Genomic DNA, 17,087 nt, shown 5'->3' on the forward strand with positions numbered 1-17,087 from the left:
TGCAGTACGGCTTTTATCGGCTCGTCCCCGCTAGGTAAAATGGGCCCCACCAAGTTTTTACCGTCCCTCGGAAAGTTCCGTGAGTCTGCAAAACCCAATAAAGCGACTCTTTTTTACAAAAATAAGCATCCTTTGCAATGTCCGTATAGCTATTTGCAGCGGGCAGCGTAAAAAGTAACAATGGTGTTCCATCATGGGGACATTTATGCTGCCCCAACATGGTGAAATCATCTTGCGATGGGTGGCGGGTGCGAAAATCCGGTTTTTTCTTTTGGCCTTGCCAGTCCTTATAGATTGAAGTGATCAATGCCTGATCCTGTTCACCTTGCACCAGCGAAGCCATGGGGAACAGGATTGCGGTAAGAAGAACGACTGTACTGGCCAGGATTTTTTTCATAGTCCTTCCATTTGCCTCAACGCCCGGATACTGCAGACAACTGCTACCGTTACTTCGGTTGATCCACGTAGAATATCTTCATCTCGGCCCCTATCGGGGTATTCACCACCCCATCGGTGATGTAGATGCCTTTGCCGTTGGTGACCGACACATTCCTGATGCTCGTTGCCGTGCCTATCGTTTTCACCAACACAGGAGACTTCGGATCGGTAATATCGAAGATCCGCAACCCTCCGGTTCCGCAGGCCACATACAGGTTGTTGCCGTGGGATGTCATGGCGTAAATCGAGTCGGGCAAGGTAACCGTGGTGACTAGGGACGGGGCCAGCGGGTCGCTGAGATCGACGACCCGCAACCCTTCGTCTGAAACGTAGGCGATATTCTCCTTCACGACGATGGGGGAGAACGTGATGTTTGCGGAAACTCCGGGATCGGCAGGTCCGATGAGAGCCGGTGCCGAGGGATTTGATACGTCGATCACCCTGATGTTTTGCCAGTCCCAGCCAAACGTATCGGACACGAGGCTGAGGTAGACAAGGTTTCCCACTTTGGCCAGGCGACCTGCACCGTGAATATCTACCGCACCGACCTTTTTGGGGGCTTTGGGATCGCTGATGTCGACGACCGCGAATTGATCGTGGGACATTCCGTAGGTTCCCGTTACGTAGAGATAGTTCCCTTCAGCCAACAGTACCTCTGGGCCGAGAGCATCGGCAAGCGTTGCCAGGTACGTGGCCTTGGTTCGGTCACTGATGTCATACAGCCTGAGTTCTCTTGTTTCCCCGGCGCAAAAGCCGACGCAGCCGGGAATTACGGCGACTGCAGCGATGTTTCCGTCCAGTGCGACGGAGAGCATTTCGTCGAAGCTGCCATGCACTCCATCCGAAATTTCTGACGCAACAAGTCGCCTGGGAGCCCCGACCTGCTCCAGATTGCTGTCGTCCACCAGACTTAGTCCGTTGTAGGTATCGCTATAGAAGACTGCATCTGCGGTCTGTGTTGCGGTGCGTGTGGAACTGTCCACCGCGATCACCTGCACGGTCGACCAGTTAACGAACTGTTTGGCAACGGGGGGTGGGGGCGACTGTGTGCCGGCAGGTGAGGTGCCGCCGGAACACGCTTGAAGCACTAGCAATCCGCATAGACTGGCAAACATCTTCAACCACATGAGTCACCTCCAGTAGTTCTGATTTGCTGGGAGCGCGGGACGTTGGCAACGTAAAACACATCATTTGGCAAGCTTTATCACCTGAGCTTTGAGCCAGGGAAGGCAGAGGGGGACGCGTATAAGAATATAAGATTCCGGTGACGGAGGGTCAGGTCTGGACATGGACAAAGCTACAAGCTTTTCGTTCAGTCTTGTCAGACTGTGTCAATGTCCAGACCTGACCTTGCTAGATCCTCCCAGTATCAGACCAGACTCAGGAAACTCCTTTGGGGATGCAGTCGGTAATCATCAAGAAACTGGTCATCCTCGTGTTAGTTCAGCCGGTGGCTTTGTTGAAGCACGGTACTTACGGCCCCATTGACCAAAATTGATATCGTGTTTTTCGCTTCAGCGCGTATGTAACCGGCGGCAGTGATGCGGCAACCACAGTGAACGAGGATTTGGGTGGTGGAAGGTTGGAGAACCGAAACCATATGCAGCTTTCTTTCTCTACCAGGACTGGCTTAGACAAGTCCACGACGATAGCAGTTTTCTCTCCGCCACAAACTGCCCCCATTTTTGCTTCTGAAGGTTTATGTAGATGTCCATTCGCATCTACTTGAAGCGTAGGGTAGAAAGTGGCTTTATCCCTTTTGGGTTTTACCCATAAATTGACGGTTACTCGAAGATCATCCTTGCCTATGCCTGTCAGCCACTTCCACTGCCCAAATGGAATGAACGGTACAATAATCCCTACCAGTCCAAAATCAGGGGTGTAGCCTTCCACTTCTTGAAAGGCCTCAAAGTCTCCACCGTCGAGTTTCGCCATTGTATTCTTTTCTGGAACGACCTCAACTCCGGAGGGGTACGGAAACCTACCGGTAGTTAAACCGGCACAGCCGGACATATATAGTATGACCATCAAAAGAAAGAGGGGTTTCATCATCGTTCCTATTTACGACCAACGCCTAAGTGAGCACCGGAGCAACCCAACTATCATCAGCTTCTCTCAACTTCCGTAGGCTGCGGAGTGTGCTCTACCTTTTGTGGTTGGCGCGTTTTCCTGTTACTGGCTTTGGCTCAACCTCGCCCTTCCATTCACTTCCATCAGCTTGATCAGCTCTCACAGACTTTCACCGACATCTACAGACTCAGCCTGCTTAATTCAGCGAGCCTTTGAGCCGACAGTTTTCTCGTGGGGTACAGGGAGACGTTGTTAAGCTCGTTGCGATCTCCAGTTACTTAACACCTTCACAACGTCCAACGTAGCCCCCCAATGACGTGTTAAACGTTCCGCTTCAGCTTTGGCTCGAATTTCCGATATGCTCAACGGAGCAGGCGATCACGGTTCAGGTGGTTACCAGGGACGAACCAAGTGCGAAAAGGATCTGACATGAAGAAATGTCTGATAGTTGACGATGAAATCCTCTGCGGCGAACTGCTTGCGCATATGTTGAGAAATCATTTCGAATGCAAAACGGCAACCAGCGGCAAAGAGGCCTGGGAGATTATTGAATCGAGTTGGCACAGAGGCGAATTTTTCGAGTTCATCTGCTGCGACCTCGAAATGCCGGGGTTAAGCGGTCACGGATTGATCAGAAAAATCCGCTCGTTGGAAGATACCGCTTGCCGACCGGGAGTGGCGGCGGCCAAGATATTCGTGGTGACTGCCGGCACCTCAGTCTGGGAGTCTGGGAAGACGTTGCTTGACGAGGCTGCCGACGGCTACATCATCAAACCCTGCGAACCCGGGCACTTATTCGAGCAACTGCAGGAACATGGCCTCCTTGAGTAAGGAAAAGACGTACATAACCTCCCTCCCTGTTCTTTCGCCAACAAGTTATTATTCATAAGAAAAAAGCATCTAATATTATATACCGGCATCTAATATTAGATGCATGTTTATAACTTTAGATGCTTTTGTGGTATCTAATATTATATCCTTTTATCCGGCTTCTCTGCCGTGGAGGCATCTAATACTATATGCTATTCAAGGTCGCTACCCTTGATCTTGCCATAAGGGATGCGCCACACTTTCGCATTGGAATCCCACTTTCCACTGGCAGCCTTAGCCATGGCCTGCAATGGTTTATCTTCTCTACCAATCCGCACCGAGACAATCTGCTCGGCCGTTAAATGCGGCGCTGACTGTTTCCACGGCTTGCGCTCCACGATTATCTCTGCCGTCTTGATACGCTGACCTGCCTCTGCTTCGTACCGGTAGCGTAGGCACACCAGATCATCACCGTACGTGGCCTGCAACTTCCAGGTCCCCTTCTGGCCCGGCTTCAGTTTCAGCCGGATAGTCATATCTTTCCCTTCGGCGGCAGGTTCGCCACGTGACTATATGTTAATATTTACACAGTGTAAATTAAAATTTACGAAGGTCGCTCTCATCTATTCCTAAATGACCTTATTTCGTGATCATGCATAATCTCCGAAGCTAGCTACGGATGCGTTCGCTCATTCTGCATCAGTATGAGTCTCCGCTCTGCCTCAGAGAAGAGGCGCCTGTTGCAGTACTGCAGGTACGGTGCTGACAGAACTTGCGCCGGGAACAGCTCGTAGCACGGTGTACTTCGGTCACGAGCCGAGGAATCCCTTCCTTCAAAACTAAAAGCCCAAGATCATCGGCAACCGCTTTCACCTCCCATCCCAGGTCCCAAACGACACCGAAACCTTTTAAGTTCTTTCTAACCGTCCTCTTGCAATTCCCTTCAACTCCTTTTACCCTTCTTGAGCCCCTTAGGGGACCCCCCAACTCAACAACGCCAAACCGGAAAAGGAGACGGGATATCTGCCTCCGCATGCAGCAAAAAGAACTGGGGCGAGGCAATGGCGTCCACCGGACTGGGCTCCCTCCCTTTTGCGCAACCGACTCAGCAGGAGATATCGGCCATAACCGGTGGCCGGGTACGTCAACTCCGACCCCATCCTCTCCCCTCCACCGGACCGCCCCCCCTCACAGCCGTTATACGCGCCACCTTATGTACACGTGTAGCTTTATCTTTGAATAACCGTCGTGTGATCGATACCCACAAGGCAACCCCCCCCTGTTCCCCCCTCGCAAAGGGGGGGAACGCGGCGGCGCTGGCATTAGGTGCACAGCTACCGTCTCGATGCTTCACCGGAAATCCCTGAAGGGCTTTGACCAAGAAGTCATGCGGATCCACCGGGGTCTGGCTAGCCGGATACTACAGGCTTCGAACTCCCCTTGATTGAACAGTCTCAGGTTAATAATGAATTAGGTTGTCAAGCTCCACTAATAATAAACTGATATCTTGTGCAATAATGAATAGAAAAAAGTTATGTAAGCTGTTGCAAACTTCTCAATACCTATTAATCTCATCTCTCGTAATGCAGTAACCAAGACCGTTCGCAATTCACACACGGCACAGTATTAATTCAGCAGCACTATAAGGGCTGAGGGTAGAGGGAGATGAGATGGTTAAAACACTATCCTCGATACTGTGTATCCTCTCTTTCCTTGCCGGCTGTTCTTCGGCGCCACGTACCGTCGTGCCGCCGGCCTGGAACTTCGAGCAGGGTGCCATCGATCTGAACCTTGACAGCACCTCTCAGCTCAACCTGTTCCAGAAAAACCCTCACTCTCTTTTGGTCTGCCTCTACCTATTGAAAGATCCCACCGCTTTTAACCAGGTCGTCGGCGAGCAGGACGGCCTCGTTAAACTGCTACAGTGCACGCCGTTCGACCAAACCGTCACCTATTCCCGGCGCCTGGTGCTGCAACCGAGTCAAAGCCTCCACGAACAGCTCGACCGTAGCGATGGGGCACGTTTTGTCGGGGTGGTGGCCGGCTACTACAACCTGCACCGCGAAACCTCGGTCCGCTCGTTCGCCATACCACTCACCGAGATGGAACAGGGCTCGCAACTGGTGCAGCGCCCCGCACGACTCGCCATCGACCTCACCCTCGGAGCCCAGCAGATCGAAACCGGAACCACAAGCAGCACCCCCTAGCCAAGCCGGAGAGAGCCATGCACACCCCACTGTTCTGGCAACAGGGAACCCTGCTGCAGCCGCAGCACTTCCAGCTGATGGAGCAAGCTGCCGCGGAGCGCCTGTTCCCGTACCACACCTACCTGCAGCCGTACCTCTGGGGAGTGGGATCCTTGAAAATCAGGAAGGCGGCGCTGAACCTGGGGAGTTTCGAGGTGACGGAGGGGGAGTTCCTCTTTCCCGACGGCAGCTTCGCGGCCTTCCCGCTCAACGCCCGGCTCGCCCCGCGCAGCTTCGATACGAACCTGCTGGAAGACGGCAAGCCCTACCCGGTCTACCTGGGACTCAAGAAATGGCAGGAGCACGCCGCCAACGTGACCCCCTCAGCGGACCACGATATTGCAGCGACAGCGACGCGCTTCGCCGCAGGGACGCAGGGGGCCATGGTGCCGGACCTCCACGCAGGGGGACCCGAGGTGGAGGTGCAGCGGCTCGATCTGGTGCTGCGCATCTTTTGGGAAACGGAGCTTGACCAGTTGGGGGAGTACGAACTTATCCCCCTGGCACAGCTGGAGAGAAACGGCGCGGAGATCGTCTGCTCGGAGCGCTTCGTACCGCCGAGTCTTTGCTGCTCGGCCTCGTCGGTGCTCAACCAGTTGATCCGCGAAATCCGTGACCAGGTCATGGCGCGGGCCCGCCAGCTCGAGGAGTACAAAACCAAGCGCCGCATCCACGGCGCGGAGTTCGGCTCGCGCGACATGGTCTTCATCTTGGCCCTGGGAGCGGTGAACCGCTATCTGCCGCTTTTGGTCCACTTCGTTGAGGCGCCCCGGCAACACCCCTGGCAGGTCTTCGGGGTGCTGCGCCAGCTGATCGGGGAGTTGAGTACCTTCTCCGACACCATCGACCTGCTGGGACAGGGGCCGGGCGATCAGGGGCTGCCGGGCTACCGGCACCGCGACCTCTGGGGGTGCTTCGCCGCGGCGCAGCGCCTGATCCTCAGGCTCCTCGACGAGGTGAGTGCCGGGCCGGAGTACGTGATCGGCCTGCCGTTCGACGGCAGGAACTACAGCTGCGACCTGAAGCCAGCCATCTTCGAAGGGCGCAACCGGTTCTTTCTGGCGGTGAAGACCGAAGAAGAGCGCCAGACCGTGTTGCAGGAGTTGGAGCAGGGAGCCAAGGTGAGCTCTCCGATCCACCTGGAACTCCTGGTGAACCGGTCTTTGCCGGGAATCCCTCTGCAGTACCTGCAGATCCCGCCGCAGGAACTTCCCCGGCGGGCAGACACGCTGTATCTGGCCATCGATCACAGCGATCCCCAGTGGGACGGCATCCGCAAGGAACGCAGCCTCGCCCTGCACTGGGCCGGGGCCCCCGAAGGGGTGGTTGTCGAGCTGATGGTGGTGGGGAGGTGAAAGGCCATGCACCTGGTGGAATGTTTCCTGCCGCTCTTTAACTTCCAGCTCCGCCTCCTGGAGCGCCTGGACGCCGAGCAACCCGAGTACCCGGAGGTTCGCGCCGAGGTCGAGCGCCTGATCGGGCACAGCCAGGAGCACCCCGCACATTCGGTGGTGAGCGCCAAGGAGTACGCCGACGCGCGTTTCGCCGTCTGCGCCTGGGTCGACGAGGGGATCCTCAACTCCGGGTGGCGGCACAAGGAGCCCTGGCTTGCAGCCCAGCTGCAGCGGGTCTACTACGGTACGAGCGATGCCGGTGAGCTCTTCTTCAAGCATCTCAAGGAACTCGGCGCGGAACAGCAGGAAGTACGCGAGGTGTACTATCTTTGCCTGGCCCTCGGCTTCTCGGGTCGTTTCTGCGATGAGGAAGCCGCCTGGCACCTGGAGCAGGTGCGGGCATCCACCCTCAAACTTCTCCAGCACGGGCACCTGGCGGCTCTCGACCAGGAGGCGCCGGGACTCTTCTCCGCAACCCGCCCCGTCCCCGCAGACTCCCCCTCCCTGCAGCGCCCGCGCAGCGTGTTCCTCGCTCCCGGCCCTCTCTGCGTCGCCGCCTCGCTGCTCCTCTTTGTGGTCCTGTACCTCGTCTATTCCTTCATCCTGAACGGCATCGGCAACAATTTCCTGAAAACGGTGGGGACCTGAAGATGCAAGCCCTTCGTGGAACGTTCGGTACCTCCTTGCGCTGGTTTCTTACCGGCACCCTCTTGTTTCTGACCGGTTGCGCGTTCGCACTCGTGGTCGCCTGGCCCTGGTGGGTCGGCGCCTGCCTGGCGCTCACCACCCTGGGCCTCGCCCTGGGTGTTCTCATTCTGGTGAGGTTCTGGAGGCGCCGGCGCGGTGCCCCGGTTGCGGAGGAGCCGGAATCGGCCGACACACGGGCGGCGCTGGAGGCCAAGGATGCGGATCTGCGCAGCGTGGAGCACTGGTTCGCAGCAGGAGTTGCCGCATTGCGCCGCACGCAATTGAAGCGCCTGGGGAACCCGCTCGACGCCCTCCCCTGGTACCTGGTGCTCGGGCCGACCGGCGCGGGAAAGAGCACCGCACTCAAGGAGGCCCGGCTCGCCGCACCGATTCCGGAACCAACCTGGCAGGAGGAGAGCGCGGCACCCTGGAACTGGAGTTTCCTGGAGCGGGCGGTACTTCTCGACCTGCCGGGGTGCTACGCGAGCGCGACCGGGAGCGCGGCGCACCGGCACAAGTGGCATCGCCTGGTGGCCCTCCTGGCGCGGCACCGCAAAAAGCCGGTCAACGGCGTGCTGCTCATGGTAGGGGCGGACCACCTGTGGGAGGCCACGGCGGAGCAATTGGAAGAGGACGCCCTGACGGTGCGGCAGCGCATCGACGAACTGATGGGATCGGGCAGGGTCCGGATCCCGGTGTACCTCGTGGTGACCAGGTGCGACCTGATCCCGGGGTTCGGCGACCTCTCCCGCCTGTTGCCCCCCGGCCGCCTCGGCGAACCGATGGGCGAGCTGGTCCGCGAACCGGCCGCTCCCAACCTGGTCGTCGCGGGTCTCGTGGAAGCCCTCCAGGAGCGCCTGAGAAGCCTGCGTCCCGTGCTCCTGGCCCGCGCGGCTGCCGACCCGGCACGCTCCGCTGTGTTCGAACTCCCCGAGGCGTTCGGCCAGCTGCAACTGGGTCTGGAGAACTTCGCCGGCCATTGTTTCGGGACAAGTCCCTACCGCGAGACGCCGCTTTTGCGCGGTATCTTCTTTACGGCATCAGCGCTCGAAGCTGCACCGGGCCCGGATGCCTCAGCCGGCCAGCGGCGTTGCGGGCTCTTTCTCCACGACCTGCTCGGGTCGCTGATTCCCGCGGACCAGGCAGGACTCAGGCACACCGAAAGCTGGCTGCGTTGGCGCCGGGGCACCTGGCGCCTTGCCCTCGGCGGTACCCTGGCCTTGAGCCTTGCCCTGAGCGGCCTTTTGACCTTTTCGTTTGTGAAGAACCTGGAGGTGCTGCGCTCCCTGGGCGGTTTGGCAGCGGTATCCCCCTCGTCGGGAAGCACACCAGGCGGGGCGGCACGGCTCGAGCGTTTCCGGCAGGGGATCGTCGAGGTCGAGGCGCAGAACCGGGCGTGGTGGCTGCCGCGTCTCGGCCTCACCGCGAGCCTCAAGGTCGAAGAGGATCTCAAGGGACGCTACTGCAGGGAGTTCCGCCAGACGGTGCTGAACCCGCTGGACGAACAGCTGCAGAGTACCGCGGAGCCCGCGCTCCCCAGCTCTTCCGACGCGGACTACGGGCGCCGGGTCATGTACCTGGTGCGGCGCGCCAACCTGGTCCGGCAGGCCCTGCTGGTCCGTACCCCCGAGCAGCTGGCCCGCCTCCCCCAGCCAGATTTTGTTCCCTTGCAGGGGCCGACCTCCGCGTCTGGAGTGCAGCTTGCCACCCTGTACCGCTACTATATTGCCTGGAACCGTGACCGGGGTGCCGTCGGAGAGGAGCTCGCCCGGCTGCAGGGCTCTGTGAAGCGCCAGTTGGCGGCCCGGGGGGGGCGGCTGGAGTGGTGCCTCGCCTACCTGGAACAGGATGGCGGAATACCGGGAGTGACCCTCAAGGAGTTTTGGGGCGGCAGCCGCGAATTCAGCGCTGCGCCGACGGTCGCAGGCCCCTGCACCGGGCAGGGACGCCAGGCGGTGGCAGCGCTGCTTGACGAGCTGGAAACGACGCTCCCCGACCGGCAGGAATTTGCTAGAACGCGCGGAGCCTTTCTTACCTGGTACCAGGGAAAACGGTGGGAGGCCTGGTACCGGTTCGCCGCGCAGTTCGGGCAGGGGAGCAGGCGACTGGCCGGCAGGACCGAATGGCAGCAGGTGGCGGCGCGCATGGCAACGGACCAGGGTCCCTATTTCGCCCTCGTAAACCGCATCGAGCGCGAGGTGGGAACCGACGGGCAGGCGCCCGATTGGCTGGCAACGGTCCGCGAGTTCGGGCGCATCCGGCGCGAAGCCCAGACCACCGCGGGGGTCAACCGGATGGCAGAGACCGGGAAGCTGGTCCTCACCACGGTGCGCAAGAGTGCGGGGCAACAGGCGGGTGCGGAGCGCCTGGAGGCCGAGGTCGCCACGGCGCGCGCGGGGCGGGACTACCTGGAGGCCCTGGCGGCCCTGGCCGCGGCGAGCGCTTCCCGCAGCGAATCCTTCAGACTGCTCGCCCAGGCCTACCAGGAGGACCCCGCGACCGGGACCTCTTCCCTGGCCGGCGCACTGCGGGCCGCAGCGAGGCTCAAGAAGGGGCTGCCGCAAGGAGGCGGGGATACGCTGGCCGCGACGCTGGTCAGCGGGCCGCTCGACTATCTCCTGGGCTACCTGCGCCGGGAGGGGGCCAGCCAGCTGCAGGAACTCTGGGAGGAGCAGGTACTCGCGGCGACCCAGGGCCTTTCCGGGCAGCAGGCTGCAGCGCTATTGTTGGGGCCGGATGGTGCGGTGTGGCGCTTCGTCAAGGGTCCCGCAGCCCCCTTCCTGACCGCGTCCCTCTCCGGTTTCCGTCTCCGGGAGCTCACCGGGGCCAGCCTCCCCATCGATGCCGCTCTGCTGCGCTACCTCGGCAAGGGGGTCGAGACTCGGGCGGCAGTTGCCGCGCTCGCCAAACCCGTGAGCTACCCGGTTGGGATCCGGGGACTTCCCACCGACAGCAACAGGGACGCGAAAGTGCGGCCGCACGCCACCCGGCTCGAGCTCCTCTGTAGCGGATCCAGCCAACAATTGGTGAACCAGAATTACCCGGTCGCCAGGACCTTCCAGTGGTCGCCGGAGAATTGCAGCGATGTGACGCTGCAGATCGAGGTCGGCGACCTGGTGCTGACCAGGCACTACCCGGGGGCGCAGGGATTGCCCGATTTCCTGCGGGACGTGCAGGGAGGCAGGCGCAGTTTCCCGGCGCACGAGTTCCCCAGCGAACAGCAGGCCTTGAAACGGCTGGGGGTGAAGACCATCACCGTCAACTACCAGATCACCGGGAGCGCGCCGCTGCTCAGGCAGGCGGTGGTCTTGAGCGGCCAGGCGCCGCGGGTCATCGCGCAGGGGTGGTAGCCGGACCCCACGAGGGATTGCCATGGAGCACGAGCTTTCTCAACTAGGCCGTCACCCGATCAGCCCGGAGGCTCCCGCCGGAACCGAGGTCCGAGAAGACCCCCTCTTCGAGGCATTGCAGGCCGAGGTGGAGAAGCTCTCGGCACCGGCTGCGGCGGAACCGGTGGACTGGCCCAAGGTGGCGCGCCTCTCCGCGGGGCTCCTGGCGGAGAAGTCCAAGGACCTCCTGGTGGCAAGCTACCTCTGCGTGGCGCTGGTCCACACCGAGGGGTGCGCCGGATGTGCCCGCGGGCTTACCTGCTACCGGGAACTCCTGGAGCATTTCTGGGAGAAGCTCTACCCGCAGAAGAACCGGCTGCGGGCCAGGGTGCGGGCCCTGGAGTGGTGGGTCGAGAAGACGTTGTGCGCCCTGGAACAGCTGGGATCGGTCAGCTGGTCCTCGCAGGTGCGCGATGGGGTGCTCGACGAGTTGACCCGCCTGGAGCGCCTGCTGCACGACCACCTGGAAACCCCGCCGTCGCTCGCCCCGCTAATCGACTATTTCTGCAGCGTGCAGCTGGTGACCGCCGGCGAATCGACGGAACAAACCATCCCCGCGGAAACGGAGCGGGCTTTCCAGCCAGCGGCACTGCGGGAGGGTGCGGCTGGCCGGGAAGGCACGCCGGAGGAAGTCGGGAGCATCGAGGCGGCCATTACGGCGCTCTCCCGTGCCACCTTCCAGGGCTGGCAGCACAACCTCGCCAACCCGCACCCCTACCGCCTCAGGCGCCAGCTCGCCTGGTCCGCGCTCGAGGACCTGCCGCCGGCACAGAAGGGGCGCACCAGGCTCGCTCCCCCGCCCCAGGCGCTGTTGACCCTTTTGGAGGACCTGCAGCGCAGCGGCGAGCCGGAGGCGCTGCTGCGGGCCGCCGAGACCCGGCTGGACGAGTACCTCTTCTGGCTGGACCTGAGTTTTTACGCCTACCGGTCCTTGCAGCGCCTGGGGGAAGGGTACCTGCAGGCGGCAGAGGCGGTACGCCAGGAAACCGTCTTCCTGGTGCGGCGGCTCCCCGGCCTGGAGGAGCTCTCCTTTGCCGACGGCACCCCCTTTGCCCGCAGCGAAACCGCCGGCTGGCTCGCCGCGGGAAGCGCGCTCGCCCCCCTCACCTCCTCAAGCGACGCACCGGAGCCGGCGCTCACACTGCAAACACACGCGGCCGGCGAAGAGCAGGTCCGGCACCTGGTCAGGTCCGGGAGGCTCACGGAAGCGATCGAGCAGAGCCAGCGACGACTCAAGGAGTGCGGCTGCGGCAGGGAGCGGCTGTTCTGGCGGGTCACCATGGCCGGGATGCTCATGGCGGCCGGTCAGGGGCGCATCGCCCTCCCCTACCTCGACCAGGTACTCGAGGAGCTGGACCGCCACCACCTGGAGGAGTACGAACCCGAGCTCGCCCTGCGTGCCCTGGAGCTTGCCTGGCGCGCCTACCGTGAGCAGTCGGAATCCCAGGCCCAGGAGATAGCCAACACGCTGTTACTCAGGATCGGGAGGCTCGACCTCCCCGAGATGCTGAGACTCACCCACCGCTCGTGAACATCGCCGCTACAGGCCGCCTGAGGGGGCCGGGAGGTTTCCATGACCAAAGAGACAACGGTAGCACCACGGGAGCGGGTCAACATCGTCTACCGCCCCGCACTGCAGGACGCCCGCGAGGAGGTGGAGCTCCCGCTCAAGATGCTGGTGTTGGGTGATTTCACCGGCAGAGCGGACGAGCACCCGGTGGAACTGCGCACCCCGATGAACGTCGACCACAATTCGCTGGATGAGGTACTCAAGGCGCAGCAGGTCAGCCTCGCCATCACGGTGGAGGACCGGATCTCTGGTGCAGGAGAGCTCACGGTGCAGCTCGACATCGAGTCACTGCGGGATTTCACCCCTCAGGCCATCGTCGAGCAGGTTCCGGAATTACGACGGCTCGCCGAACTGCGCGAGGCACTGCGGGCGCTCAAGGGACCGCTGGCGAACCTCCCGGAATTCCGCAAGAAGCTCCAGGAGGCCATCGGCGACCCGGCGACCCGCCAGAAGCTTCTCGGCACCGCTGCGCCGGAATAGGGGGACACCATGAATAACAACTATCCATTCCCGACGCAGACCCTGGACATCCCGATCCCGACCGTCGACTTGGTCCAGGAGATCGTCCAGTCCACCCGCATCGAGCCCGCCGACGAGGCCTATGCCCTCACCTGCCGCGGGGTCGAGACGCTCATCACCCAGCTGGCCGCCAGGGAGAGCGGGCCGGTCCGGGTCTCCAGCGCGAGCCTCGACCAGCTGATCGCCGAGCTGGACCTGAAACTAAGCCGGCAGCTCGACGAGATCCTGCACCACGAACAGTTCCAGAAGCTGGAGTCGGCCTGGCGCTCACTCGAGTTCCTGGTCAAGCGGGTCGATTTCCGGGAGAACATCAGGGTCGAGATCCTGCAGGTCAGCAAGGAAGAGCTTGCGGAGGACTTCGAGGACGCACCCGAGGTGGTGCAGTCCGGCCTCTACAAGACCGTGTACAGCGCCGAATACGGCCAGTTCGGCGGCACCCCCTACGGCTGCCTGATCGGCAACTACCAGTTTTGCGCAGCCGCCGCGGACGTGAGACTGTTGCAGCAGGTGGCCCAGGTGGCAGCCCTGAGCCACACCCCGTTCATCGCCGCCGCGGCAGCGCAGTTTTTCGGGGTGGCAGAGTACGGCGCCCTTCCCCTGCTGAAGGATCTTTCCTCGACCCTCGAGGGGCCCCAGTACCTGAAGTGGCAGGCCTTCAGGGAGACCGAGCCGGCACGCTACGTGGGGCTTACCCTGCCGCGCTTCCTGCTGCGCCTCCCCTACGGCCCGGACGGGATCCCGGTGCGCCACTTCGACTACCGGGAACAGGCAGGGGCCGACCCGCGCCACTACCTGTGGGGCAACGCCGCCTTCGCCTTGGCGAGCTGCCTCGCCGAAAGCTTCGCGCGCTACCGCTGGTGCGCCAACATCGTCGGCCCGCAGGGGGGCGGCGCGGTCCGGGACCTGCCGCTCTACCACTACCAGGCGCTCGGCTCCCTGCAGACCAAGATACCGACCGAGGTGCTGGTCTCGGAGCGCCGCGAGTTCGAACTGGCGGAGCAGGGTTTCATCGCGCTCACCATGCGCAAGGGGAGCGACAACGCGGCCTTCTTCTCCGCCAACTCGGCGCAGAAGCCGAAGTACTTCGGCAGTTCGGCCACCGGCAAGGAAGCCGAGCTCAACTACCGGCTCGGGCTGCAGCTCCCCTACCTCTTCGTGGTGAGCCGGCTCGCCCACTACCTCAAGGTGATCCAGCGCGAGCAAATCGGCACCTTCAAGGAGCGCGACGACCTGGAACAGGAGCTCAACAGCTGGATCAGGCAGTACGTCTCGGACATGGACAGCCCGATGCCGGGGGTACGCAGCCGCCGCCCGCTGCGCCAGGCCGAGGTCTCGGTGGAGGAGGTCCCCGGGGAGGCGGGGTGGTACCGGGTCTCGCTGCAGGTCCGGCCGCACTTCAAGTACCTGGGAGCCTACTTCACCCTGGCACTGGTGGGCCGGCTGGACCGCGAGAAACGCTAACGCACGCAGATAAGGAGGAAGCACCATGGCCATGCCGGCACACCTCACCCTGGAGGGGGAAAAACAGGGGAAGATCGAGGGTTCCTGCGACATGCAGGGACGGGAAGGGAGCATCCTGGTCTACGGGATGGACCACGCGGTCAACATCCCGCGCAGCCCCACCGACGGGCTTGCCACCGGCAAGAGGGTGCACGGGCCGCTGTCGGTGGTGAAAGAGTACGACAAGAGCTCACCCAAGCTCTACCAGGCGCTGTGCACCGGCGAACACCTGAAGAGGGTGACCCTCAAGTGGTACCGCATCACCAAGCAGGGGACCGAAGAGCACTACTTCACCCACACCCTGGAGGACGCCATCGTGGTCAGCGTGAGCCCGTTCATGCCGACCACCCTGCTCTCGGAGAACGACCCCTACCGCCACATGGAGAAGGTCTCCTTCACCTACAAGAAGATAAAGTGGACCTGGGAGCCCAGCGGCATCGAGGCGGAGGATTCCTGGTCGGCACCCAAGTGAGGTGAAGAAAGATCTTAGGGATTTTCTGGAGCTGCCCGTGGCTGAAGCTGCCACCGGCGGTGAAATGGCACCTTCCCCCTCACCCTGTCCCTCTCCCGCAAGGGAGAGGGGACCCGAGCTGGCCGGTTTTCCCGGAGATCCTGGCAGCCTAAAAAAAGCGGGGCCGCCTTGAAGGCGTGCCCCGCTTTGTCGTTTTCTCTTCGCTTCGAACACCTACAGGGTAAGCGCCTTCGGGCGGTCGTACTCGGTTCTCAGCGGCACAAAGGGGCCGGAGGACGGTGCCGGCCCCGCATTGGGGTCCGGGAAAAGGATGGCCAGGGCAAAGTAGCCCAAAAAGAGGTAGGCAAGCAACAAAGCGGCAAGCACCATGGCGAGCGGTGAAGGATCGCTGGCCAGAAACCACCAGACAGCTCCCCCCAGCGCGCAACTCACCAAGGTCGACGTCCCCCCTACGCTCTGCTCTTCGGCACTTCCCCGCATGTTCTCCCCTTGTGCACCGCAGGCGTCCCGTTACCCGCAGGTAGTTGTGAATTTGCGAAAACTAGTTCGACTCGGCCTGCTGCTCGTCCAGGTAGCTGTAGAAGGCCTGCAGGAATTCGGCGGGGTGCATCCCGGAGCTGTGCAGGAGGTTGCTGAAAAAAAGCAGAGTCTCCGGATCGAGTTCGTTACAGCTGCAACCGATGCCGGAGCCCGAGACCCGGGCCACCGAGCACGGTACGGTAACCGACAGGGAGCGCCCGGCGTGTTTCAGGATGATCGAGACGGACGCGCTCCCCCCGGCCCCGCTCGGCGCCGGCATGTCCACAAAAAGTCCATGCCTGCTGATGTCGCGGATCTCGCTGGCAAAGGCACTGCCGTTTTGTACCACAAAGGCCGGCGCCTTGAAAGGAATCCTTGTTGATTGTCTGCGATCCATGACTGTCTCCCTTCTTAGTACCGGAATTGCTCCTACTCTAGCACAATCCCCGCCCAGAAACAGTCATTAGTTACTCAAAGAGCGCTCGCTCTGTCAGAAATCGTTCCCAACGTTGAGATTAGAGGGGCCGCCGCCTCGGGAGAGACCTCCCTAAAGATCGCTATCGGCACGGCTCGAAGCGTACTGAAGCAGAATTCCCGACAGTGTCGGGTGAGCCTTTGACAATGAGTGAAGCAGGTAAAAAGCAGATAGGCAGGTGGGAACGCCGCGGAGGGAGCAAGGGGAGCACGGCCCGGAGGCTTGTGGATCAGCTGGGAGTATAACCGGTGCTGTCTTCCTCGACGATGAGCTGGTTCAGGTCGGTACCGGTTTCCAGGTGGCGCACGACCAGCTTGATCGCGACGGAGACCTCGTTCAGGCAGGTCTTAGGACCGTGGTGACAGGCGATGCCGGAAAGGGCCTTCACCGCGTCGCACGGGTCGAGACCGGAGCGCAGCCCGTAGGAGACCAGCCGGGCCACGCCGTCTGCCATGGCGGAGCTGCACCCCCCCGCCTTGCCGAAGCGGATGAAAACCTCGAAAGGTTTCTCGTTGCGGGTGGTGACCGTGATGAAGAGTTTGCCGCAATGCGACCTGCGCTGCACGGTAAAGCTCAGCGTGGCCGAGGGGCGCGGGGCCTTGCGCGTCATGTGCCCTCCCTGCGAGCGGGTAACGGTCCCGCCCGCGCTACCGGGTAACCATACCACCTGACGCGGCTTTTGGCAGCAAGTTTCGCAGCTCCCGGCTCGGTGCGCGGGGAGTTGTCGGGCTCGCTAGCGGGGCCGCGCCCCCGGTCACCAGCGCTACGCTTTCCCCTAGGCGATTCACTGTCAGATAATCCGACATAGCGCATCATCATGTAAGGTTTTTCGACATTCGAGACTGAACCGTCACTCACCTTTTCGGCGATTAGCCGGCGCACCGCGTGCCGGCTCGCGAAAAGGACGGTCACGCAGCAGGTTAGCACCCCCACCTCGGCATTCCCAATGAGCGACCGGACGGCCTACCTCGCCAGGTGAGGCTACCGGGCCGGGAGCC

Annotated in this window: 16 protein-coding genes; 9 read left to right on the forward strand and 7 right to left on the reverse strand. The window is 61.7% G+C overall.

All coding sequences use genetic code 11. The annotated features are described in order from the left end of the window. Window positions 1-13 precede the first annotated feature (13 nt). From H7688_RS02420 to H7688_RS02430, 3 genes are all read right to left on the reverse strand, one after another. Window positions 14-397 carry a hypothetical protein gene (locus H7688_RS02420; RefSeq protein WP_183359424.1) on the reverse strand — a complete coding sequence of 128 codons (384 nt, stop codon included), beginning with the start codon at window positions 395-397 and terminating at the stop codon, window positions 14-16. Window positions 398-446: 49 nt separating this feature from the next. Beyond that, complete coding sequence (locus H7688_RS02425; RefSeq protein WP_183359425.1) at window positions 447-1,565, reverse strand: LVIVD repeat-containing protein; 1,119 nt, start codon at window positions 1,563-1,565, stop codon at window positions 447-449. A 346-nt stretch (window positions 1,566-1,911) separates the two neighbouring features. Continuing rightward, a complete protein-coding gene (locus tag H7688_RS02430; RefSeq protein WP_183359426.1) occupies window positions 1,912-2,373 on the reverse strand; it encodes a hypothetical protein in 462 nt (153 codons plus the stop codon). A 564-nt stretch (window positions 2,374-2,937) separates the two neighbouring features. On the opposite strand from H7688_RS02430, the gene H7688_RS02435 reads away from it, so the two are divergent. Continuing rightward, window positions 2,938-3,339, forward strand: a complete 402-nt coding sequence (locus tag H7688_RS02435) for a response regulator (RefSeq protein ID WP_183359427.1) — start codon at window positions 2,938-2,940, stop codon at window positions 3,337-3,339. A 191-nt stretch (window positions 3,340-3,530) separates the two neighbouring features. Here H7688_RS02435 and H7688_RS02440 read toward each other — a convergent pair whose 3' ends face one another. Beyond that, window positions 3,531-3,854 (reverse strand): hypothetical protein, encoded by a 324-nt coding sequence (locus H7688_RS02440; RefSeq protein WP_183359428.1) that lies wholly within the window; start codon window positions 3,852-3,854, stop codon window positions 3,531-3,533. A gap of 1,134 nt (window positions 3,855-4,988) precedes the next feature. Here H7688_RS02440 and tssJ point away from each other — a divergent pair. The 8 genes from tssJ to H7688_RS02480 are packed head-to-tail and all read left to right on the forward strand — an operon-like array spanning window position 4,989 to window position 15,095. Then, window positions 4,989-5,525 carry a type VI secretion system lipoprotein TssJ gene (gene tssJ, locus H7688_RS02445; RefSeq protein WP_183359429.1) on the forward strand — a complete coding sequence of 179 codons (537 nt, stop codon included), beginning with the start codon at window positions 4,989-4,991 and terminating at the stop codon, window positions 5,523-5,525. Window positions 5,526-5,542: 17 nt separating this feature from the next. Continuing rightward, window positions 5,543-6,919 (forward strand): type VI secretion system baseplate subunit TssK, encoded by a 1,377-nt coding sequence (tssK, locus tag H7688_RS02450; protein ID WP_183359430.1) that lies wholly within the window; start codon window positions 5,543-5,545, stop codon window positions 6,917-6,919. Between the two features lie 6 nt (window positions 6,920-6,925). After that, complete coding sequence (locus H7688_RS02455; protein ID WP_183359431.1) at window positions 6,926-7,606, forward strand: DotU family type IV/VI secretion system protein; 681 nt, start codon at window positions 6,926-6,928, stop codon at window positions 7,604-7,606. Between the two features lie 2 nt (window positions 7,607-7,608). Continuing rightward, on the forward strand, window positions 7,609-10,995 hold the full coding sequence (locus H7688_RS02460; protein WP_183359432.1) for a type VI secretion protein IcmF/TssM N-terminal domain-containing protein: 3,387 nt from the start codon (window positions 7,609-7,611) through the stop codon (window positions 10,993-10,995). A gap of 22 nt (window positions 10,996-11,017) precedes the next feature. Beyond that, the gene (gene tssA, locus H7688_RS02465) at window positions 11,018-12,565 is read left to right on the forward strand and encodes a type VI secretion system protein TssA (RefSeq protein WP_183359433.1); all 1,548 of its coding nucleotides are present in this window, start codon (window positions 11,018-11,020) and stop codon (window positions 12,563-12,565) included. A gap of 42 nt (window positions 12,566-12,607) precedes the next feature. Continuing rightward, complete coding sequence (tssB, locus tag H7688_RS02470) at window positions 12,608-13,084, forward strand: type VI secretion system contractile sheath small subunit (RefSeq protein ID WP_183359434.1); 477 nt, start codon at window positions 12,608-12,610, stop codon at window positions 13,082-13,084. A gap of 9 nt (window positions 13,085-13,093) precedes the next feature. Next, entirely contained in the window at window positions 13,094-14,584 is a 1,491-nt protein-coding gene (tssC, locus tag H7688_RS02475) for a type VI secretion system contractile sheath large subunit (protein ID WP_183359435.1), read from the forward strand. Window positions 14,585-14,609: 25 nt separating this feature from the next. Beyond that, window positions 14,610-15,095, forward strand: coding sequence for an Hcp family type VI secretion system effector (locus tag H7688_RS02480; RefSeq protein WP_183359436.1), 486 nt, complete (start codon window positions 14,610-14,612; stop codon window positions 15,093-15,095). Between the two features lie 213 nt (window positions 15,096-15,308). On the opposite strand, the gene H7688_RS02485 is transcribed toward H7688_RS02480, so the two are convergent. The 3 genes from H7688_RS02485 to H7688_RS02495 form a co-directional block, all read right to left on the reverse strand. Further along, the gene (locus H7688_RS02485; RefSeq protein WP_183359437.1) at window positions 15,309-15,575 is read right to left on the reverse strand and encodes a hypothetical protein; all 267 of its coding nucleotides are present in this window, start codon (window positions 15,573-15,575) and stop codon (window positions 15,309-15,311) included. Window positions 15,576-15,636: 61 nt separating this feature from the next. Next, window positions 15,637-16,011 (reverse strand): PilZ domain-containing protein, encoded by a 375-nt coding sequence (locus tag H7688_RS02490; protein WP_183359438.1) that lies wholly within the window; start codon window positions 16,009-16,011, stop codon window positions 15,637-15,639. Between the two features lie 307 nt (window positions 16,012-16,318). Next, window positions 16,319-16,699, reverse strand: a complete 381-nt coding sequence (locus tag H7688_RS02495) for a TSCPD domain-containing protein (protein ID WP_183359439.1) — start codon at window positions 16,697-16,699, stop codon at window positions 16,319-16,321. Between the last annotated feature and the right edge of the window lie 388 nt (window positions 16,700-17,087).

This window comes from Geomonas limicola, assembly GCF_014193675.1.
Taxonomy (GTDB): domain Bacteria; phylum Desulfobacterota; class Desulfuromonadia; order Geobacterales; family Geobacteraceae; genus Geomonas; species Geomonas limicola.

Coding starts and splice junctions, on each gene's coding strand:
- H7688_RS02420 (WP_183359424.1), bottom strand. CDS start 397: ATGAAAAAAATCCTGGCCAGTACAGTCGTTCTTCTTACCGCAATCCTG.
- H7688_RS02495 (WP_183359439.1), bottom strand. CDS start 16,699: ATGACGCGCAAGGCCCCGCGCCCCTCGGCCACGCTGAGCTTTACCGTG.
- H7688_RS02485 (WP_183359437.1), bottom strand. CDS start 15,575: ATGCGGGGAAGTGCCGAAGAGCAGAGCGTAGGGGGGACGTCGACCTTG.
- tssJ (WP_183359429.1), top strand. CDS start 4,989: ATGGTTAAAACACTATCCTCGATACTGTGTATCCTCTCTTTCCTTGCC.
- H7688_RS02460 (WP_183359432.1), top strand. CDS start 7,609: ATGCAAGCCCTTCGTGGAACGTTCGGTACCTCCTTGCGCTGGTTTCTT.
- H7688_RS02425 (WP_183359425.1), bottom strand. CDS start 1,565: ATGTGGTTGAAGATGTTTGCCAGTCTATGCGGATTGCTAGTGCTTCAA.
- H7688_RS02430 (WP_183359426.1), bottom strand. CDS start 2,373: ATGGCGAAACTCGACGGTGGAGACTTTGAGGCCTTTCAAGAAGTGGAA.
- tssA (WP_183359433.1), top strand. CDS start 11,018: ATGGAGCACGAGCTTTCTCAACTAGGCCGTCACCCGATCAGCCCGGAG.
- H7688_RS02435 (WP_183359427.1), top strand. CDS start 2,938: ATGAAGAAATGTCTGATAGTTGACGATGAAATCCTCTGCGGCGAACTG.
- H7688_RS02480 (WP_183359436.1), top strand. CDS start 14,610: ATGGCCATGCCGGCACACCTCACCCTGGAGGGGGAAAAACAGGGGAAG.
- tssC (WP_183359435.1), top strand. CDS start 13,094: ATGAATAACAACTATCCATTCCCGACGCAGACCCTGGACATCCCGATC.
- tssB (WP_183359434.1), top strand. CDS start 12,608: ATGACCAAAGAGACAACGGTAGCACCACGGGAGCGGGTCAACATCGTC.
- H7688_RS02490 (WP_183359438.1), bottom strand. CDS start 16,011: ATGGATCGCAGACAATCAACAAGGATTCCTTTCAAGGCGCCGGCCTTT.
- H7688_RS02455 (WP_183359431.1), top strand. CDS start 6,926: ATGCACCTGGTGGAATGTTTCCTGCCGCTCTTTAACTTCCAGCTCCGC.
- tssK (WP_183359430.1), top strand. CDS start 5,543: ATGCACACCCCACTGTTCTGGCAACAGGGAACCCTGCTGCAGCCGCAG.
- H7688_RS02440 (WP_183359428.1), bottom strand. CDS start 3,854: ATGACTATCCGGCTGAAACTGAAGCCGGGCCAGAAGGGGACCTGGAAG.